Annotated in this window: 6 protein-coding genes and 1 pseudogene; 3 read left to right on the top strand and 4 right to left on the bottom strand. The window is 69.7% G+C overall.

Going from position 1 to position 5771, the window contains the following annotated elements:
- From VN520_RS12600 to VN520_RS12610, 3 genes are all read right to left on the bottom strand, one after another.
- A partial coding sequence (locus VN520_RS12600; protein ID WP_325746978.1) for a serine/threonine dehydratase occupies nt 1-925 on the bottom strand: 925 nt, incomplete at its 3' end.
- A gap of 212 nt (nt 926-1137) precedes the next feature.
- On the bottom strand, nt 1138-1437 hold the full coding sequence (locus VN520_RS12605) for a hypothetical protein (RefSeq protein WP_325746979.1): 300 nt from the start codon (nt 1435-1437) through the stop codon (nt 1138-1140).
- 37 nt (nt 1438-1474) lie between these two features.
- Nucleotides 1475-1768 (bottom strand): hypothetical protein, encoded by a 294-nt coding sequence (locus tag VN520_RS12610; protein ID WP_325746980.1) that lies wholly within the window; start codon nt 1766-1768, stop codon nt 1475-1477.
- 64 nt (nt 1769-1832) lie between these two features.
- Between VN520_RS12610 and VN520_RS12615 the strand changes: the two genes are divergently transcribed.
- Together VN520_RS12615 and VN520_RS12625 are read left to right on the top strand one after the other, a co-directional pair.
- Nucleotides 1833-2525, top strand: a complete 693-nt coding sequence (locus VN520_RS12615) for a TetR/AcrR family transcriptional regulator (RefSeq protein ID WP_325746981.1) — start codon at nt 1833-1835, stop codon at nt 2523-2525.
- 1509 nt (nt 2526-4034) lie between these two features.
- Nucleotides 4035-4345: pseudogene (locus VN520_RS12625) on the top strand (IS5/IS1182 family transposase); the annotation flags it as partial.
- A gap of 21 nt (nt 4346-4366) precedes the next feature.
- Here VN520_RS12625 and VN520_RS12630 read toward each other — a convergent pair.
- The gene (locus VN520_RS12630) at nt 4367-4642 is read right to left on the bottom strand and encodes a hypothetical protein (RefSeq protein ID WP_325746982.1); all 276 of its coding nucleotides are present in this window, start codon (nt 4640-4642) and stop codon (nt 4367-4369) included.
- A gap of 542 nt (nt 4643-5184) precedes the next feature.
- Here VN520_RS12630 and VN520_RS12635 point away from each other — a divergent pair.
- Complete coding sequence (locus VN520_RS12635; protein WP_325746983.1) at nt 5185-5532, top strand: hypothetical protein; 348 nt, start codon at nt 5185-5187, stop codon at nt 5530-5532.
- Nucleotides 5533-5771 lie beyond the last annotated feature (239 nt).

Raw genomic sequence — 5771 nt, forward strand, 5'->3', positions numbered from 1 at the left:
GGTCGGGGACGTGGTGGGGCGCGGCGGTGAGGGCGGCCAGTGCGGTTGCCGCCCCGTGTTCCACTGCGATACGGCGGTGGTCCCACAGTGCCTGGCGGGCCCGGAGGATTTCGCTGTCCGGCACGAGTACGGAGTGGACGCGGTCCCGCTGGGCTGTGTGCAGAGCCATGGCGGAGGTGCGGCGTGCGCCGAGGGAGTCGGCGGCGACCGAGTCCACGGTGACGTCGACGAGGTGGCCGACATCGAGGGCGGCGTTCAGGGCGCGGCAGTTGTCCGGCTCGACGGCGATGGTACGGATGTTGTGGTGCTGGGCGGCGGTGGCGATGCCGGCGAACAGGCCGCCGCCGCCGACGGCGACCACCACGGTGTCCAGGCCCGGTATCTGGGTGCGGATTTCCTCCAGCAGGGTGCCGGCCCCGGCGGCGATCAGGGGGTGGTCGTAGGCGTGGGAGGGGAGCGCACCGGTTGCGGCTGTGAAGTTCTCGCAGGCGGCGAGTGCTTCGGCGTACTCCGAGCCCACCAGGCGCACATCCGCCTCGTAGCCGCGGAGCTTGGCTACCTTGACCTCCGGGGCGGTGGCCGGAAGGAACACCGTGGCTCGCACGCCCTGCTGCTGGGCCGCCCACGCGCACGCGAGTCCGGCGTTGCCGCCCGAGGCGATGGTCACCCCCGCATCCGGGAGGGTGCCTGCCTCGCGGTGGGCCTGGATGAAGTTCTGGGCGCCGCGGGCTTTGAAGGAGCCGGTGTGCTGCATGTACTCCAGCGCCAGCCACACCTCACAGGGCTCGGGCTCACGGTCGTCCAGGGGGTCGCGGTGGGCGGTGCGGATCGCCCCGGGATCGACCGGGGCGATGGTGACGGGGCGGACACGCCCGGAGATCCGGTCGGCGGCCTGCTTGATGTCACCGTAGGTGAGGTGGTGCACGGGGTTTACTCCCTTGGCTGTGCGGCGGTCAGGACCAGGCGATGAGCTGCCCGGTGGTGATGAGGGCGAGGAAGAACGCAAACGCGATCCGGCGTCGGCCCGGGTTCGGCTCCACCGTGGGGAAGTTGAGGGGGGTTGAACAGCAGCGCGTCACCGAGCTCGGGCCGCAGACCGACCTGCTGGAAATCCTCGACGGTCTCGGGCCGGTAGCCCTACGCCTCGCGGAGCATCTCGTCGGCCGGCTCCCAGCGGCGGCGCCACACCGTCGCCGCCCTGCCGCTTCCGGGCACGGCCACCCACACGTTGAACGCGAGCTGCGCGACGCCTTCCTGGTCGAGGAGCCCGAGCGGGAACTCCCGGGTGATGGAGTCGTAGTGGACCAGTGCGCCCGCTTTGATCTCGCGCAGGGTACCGCCGAAGACTGGATGCCCGCCGATGGCGGCGGGAGCGACCGCTGCACCCCAGGCGGAGCCGAGCCGGGCCAGGGAGACGGCGATCGGATCGGGGCGCATCCCCGCCCGGTGCCAGGCGGCCCGGGCGGTGCCGACGTCATGCCAGTACCCTCTCGCGTCCAGTGCGCCGTCCGGAGCGCGGTAGTCGTGGAGGGCCGGGCCGGGCCGGGCCGAACCGGACGATCGGGGGCGGTACCCTGACCGGATCGTAGTCGGCGGTGGGCACCCGTTCCAGCCCTGACAGCACGTTCGTACACACCGGGCTGTCGAGGAAGCGGGGAACGCGGACGGCGGCGAGGGTGCCGGACGCGAGATGGGCCAGGTGCCGGTCGGTGAAGCCGGTCGAGGCGTCCGTGGCGGTGAACAAGGGATCGAGCGCCGTGCGGGGCATGTCGCCTCCGAGTGAGGAGCCTTGAGCCTACCGTGACGATACGCTGTACCGTACGCTGGCTCGCATGCCAAGGCGATCCGCTTCCCTGGACCTCGCGACCCCCGAACGCATCGCCGGGACCGCCCTGTTGATTGTGGACCAGGAAGGCTCGGCTGCACTCAGCTTCCGGACCCTGGCCGCCCGGCTCGGTATCTCCCACGCGACCCTCCAGCGCCGCTGCACCGACCTGGCCGGCCTGCTCGACCTATGTGCTGACCACCTCGCCGCCGACCTGCCGGACTACGAGCCCGCAACGGACTGGGCCATCGCCACAGAGATCCGTTTCCGCAGGCTCTACGAACTGCTGACAGACCATCCGGGCCTGGTGGCCCTGCGCGGCGGCCGCCCCTGGCTCGGCACCCAGCTACTCCGACGCCTGGTGGAGCCACAGCTCGCCGACAGCCTCGCCGCCGGCATGACACCCCGGGAAGCGATCACCGTCTACCGGCGCCTCTACCTGCTCACCCTCGGCAGCGCGAGCTTCGTCGACCACCGCGACCCGAAAACCGCGCAAGCCGCCACCCGGACCGCGCTGGCCGCGCTCGACCCCGAGCAATTCCCAGCGCTGACCGGGAACCTCGACACCATCCTGCCCGCCGTCATCGACCACGAGGTCTACTACGGGGCACTGCGCCAGCTCATCCACGCCGCCGACCCCGCCCGGACCGACAAGGACCACGACTCCACGGGCCTCGAACCGACCCGCGAAGCGAAGTAGCCGACGATGGGCGGCAGCCCCAGCCCCATCGGCCGAAGAGGGAGACCCCCTCGTACACACACCAGCTCCGCCGCCCCGGCTCCGGACGCCTACCGCCACCAGTCCCCGGCCTACAACATTCCTTCCCCTGCCCTGCCGGCCCGGGCGAACCGTGGCTTCGCCCGCTTTCTCGCCCGGCGGACCCAGGGACAGGGCGAGCGGGCCGATGATCGTAAGGACACACCACAGTGACCGCCGGTCGCCCTCGCGGCGACGCCCCAGCAGCAGGACCGGCCGCACCCCCCCCAGCACGCACACGGCCCTGTACGACCCCGACGGACTGCTCGGGACGGAGCTCCCGCTGGACCGCGCACCGTATGAGTGCCTCGTCAAAGCCGTGCTCGCGTGGACCGGCGAGGACACGCTCACCACCCGCGACTTGGAGCAGACTGCCCTCCCGCTCACCGGCCACGTCCGCGCCGTCGCCGCTGACCTCCGCCTCACGTCGGCCAGCTGCCGAAGAACAGCGCACCCAAGGCACTCGCGGACGTCGTCCTACGCGAGGCGGAAGAACGGCTGCCCGTGACGATCGAGGGCACCGTGCGCTGTGCCCAGAACCCCGCCCCGTCTCGTCCGCGCCCTCTATGAACGCCTGGACTGCCTGGAGACGGCCGCCACCCATGGTCCTCTGAGCTGACGAGGGTGCCGACTCGCCGACCGACAGGGGCGGAGCCTGTCGGTGCCGCTTTTTATACAGGTCAGGGCAGCCTTTCAGCCCCTCAACAGAACTCACCACCAGGCGATGCCGGCGATCGGCAGAGGCTGGTCCATAGAGGCTGGTCCATAGAGGCTGATCCATTTCCTGTGCCCGGAAGGGGGAGGTGGCGCTGCCGGCAGGAAGGCCGGCCGGGTCCTCCGGATCGACGTAGCGACTCGTGGTGAGGGACCAGCCGTAGTCGGCGCGGATCCAGGAGTCACAGTCCGCGGTTTCCATGGCTGGTCATTGGAACCGTCGGGCGCCTGCAGGGTGGTCAACAGGGCGTCGTACACCACTTGCACGTCGACCGGGCGCTCAAGGTCCAGACACCGGCGTACCGACCGGGTCGTCGTCAGCAGTTCCTCGCCGCTCAGCTGCCCGTCGCCGAGGCGGCCGCGCCTCGCTCTCGCGCCGCGTTCTTCTCGTCCTGCACGTATTCCTTCTTTCTTCGGCTGGACCGGACCGTTCGCAGTGGTCCGCCGATGCACGGCCGTGCCAGGCGCGCTTCGCCCTGGAGCGGGTCACAGTCCATGGTCCTTGCGAGTCCAGCGGATGGAGAAAGGCATGTGGTGCGAGAGTGAGCTTGATTCGGCCGTCGCGTCCGGAGCTCTGACAGCAGCTCAGGCCAACCGAAGCACGTGAGGCTCCAGGCAGACATGGATGAGCTTGGTCGACGCTCCGCCACCAGGAGCTTCGTCACGGCACAGCACTGACCAACTCGCGGTCAGTGCTGGCCGCCATCTTGTTCGTAGCCGCCTGTGGCTGTACCTGGCGGCACACGCCCGATTCGCTCCAGTCGGGGGCCACGCGCCGCAGACCCGCCAAACTCCACGCGGACAAGCAATATGACCACGGCCGCCTGCGACAATGGATCCGCACCCGTGACAGCACGCCCTGTACCGCCCGCCGCGGAGTCGAAACCTCTACCTGCCTTGGACGGCACCGGTGAGCTGTCGAACGGACCGTGAGCTGGCTGGGCGGCTTCCGCCGCCTGCACCGCCGCTGCGAGCGCAAGGCTGAGCACTTCCTGGCCTTCGTCGGCATCGCTGCTGCCCTTATCTGCTACCGGCGACTCACGACGTGAAGCCATGACCGGCCGTCCGGATCAGCGCCACTGCAGCGGAATGTCCTCCCTCTGCGTCAGTAGATCCCAGCCCTGGCGCTTGCGCTCCTCCGACGGGCTGAGCCACGGGGCGCCGTGCCCGACCGAGTATCCGCGGTAGTTGCGAAGGCTCATGACGCTGGCGTCTCCGACATCGGGCTCATTGCCGCAGCAGGGACAGATAGCAGCCTCATTCGGCCAGCCACCCTCCCAGAACGCCTCACCGTCGAAACCACAGACCCGGCAGACAGTCTCCGTTTCATCCTCTGTGTTCGCCACGTCCGCAGTGTAATGATCATCGCCCACTACAACGACTTCTCAGACCTGTGAGCGGCCCCAGAAGCGGAGGGGAACAGACGACTGGGTCCCTTCTCACTGTGATGTCCCCCAAGGCGGAACCTGAGCGGTATTTCTCGGCACAGGGTCCAGTGACCATGCCCGGCGCACCCGGGTCATCGATGCTCATGCCGGCCCTGGCTGAGCGCTGCACTGCCGCGACTGCCTGCCATTGGCCCGAAGCCGCCCGCTCCCGGGAGCCTGCCCCCTACGATGGACGCCTCCGTTCCCGCCGGGAGGCCGCTGTGTCGCCACACCGCCCCGACTATCCGCCGACGACTCCACCACCACCCAAGAGGCCCGTAGCACCACCCCGCCCTGAGCAGCAGGCCCCTGCGCCATACGTTCCGCTCACTATCCGCGGCCGCAGCGTACGCAACTGGGCCTTCGCTCCGAGCCCGGCCGCCGCTGCCCGCGCGGGGCGCCAGGTCGCGGAGACACTGCGCCGGTGGGGCTACCGGCCGAAGGACGACAGCCCCCAGCAGGTGGTTGAGCTCTTGTTCCGCTCGGCGGCGCAGGACGGCGGCCGGCGCATCTCACTGCACCTGGCCGACGACGAGGCACGCAACCAGGTGATGGTCCTGGCGCTCAGCCACCGGCAGGACATGCCGCCCGGCGATGACGGCCAAGTGCTCCGGGACGCCGAGTACATGCGAAACCTCGTCGCTCTCGGCCCTCGTGATGTCGGTGTCGAGACCACACCGGACGGGCGCCGCTGGTGGGCAGGGCTCGACCTGCCGCGCCCGCGCCACGTTCCCGGGCTGGAACAGCGCCGGCCACGTGCGCTCGCCGACGGCCCCGGAAAGCTGGAAGGGCCGCCACTTCCCGCATAACACAAGACGACACAATCCCGGCCGCAATCGCAATCGCAACCGCTTCTAGTGCTGTGACTGAAGTTTCCCCGTGATCCTGGACACTCGATCTTTATGCTGCGAAGTCGTGTTGGTGCCGCTGTCGGGTCTCGGCCGGGGTGAGGTAGCCGAAGACCTTGTGCTTGCGCAGGCGGCGGCGGTTGTAGAACGTCTCGATGAAGTCGAAGACCTCGGCGCGAGCGGTGGCCCGGTCGGGCCAG

The organism is Streptomyces sp., from assembly GCF_035563135.1.
GTDB lineage: Bacteria > Actinomycetota > Actinomycetes > Streptomycetales > Streptomycetaceae > Streptomyces.

Coding starts and splice junctions, on each gene's coding strand:
- VN520_RS12605 (WP_325746979.1), bottom strand. CDS start 1,437: ATGCGCCCCGATCCGATCGCCGTCTCCCTGGCCCGGCTCGGCTCCGCC.
- VN520_RS12610 (WP_325746980.1), bottom strand. CDS start 1,768: ATGCCCCGCACGGCGCTCGATCCCTTGTTCACCGCCACGGACGCCTCG.
- VN520_RS12615 (WP_325746981.1), top strand. CDS start 1,833: ATGCCAAGGCGATCCGCTTCCCTGGACCTCGCGACCCCCGAACGCATC.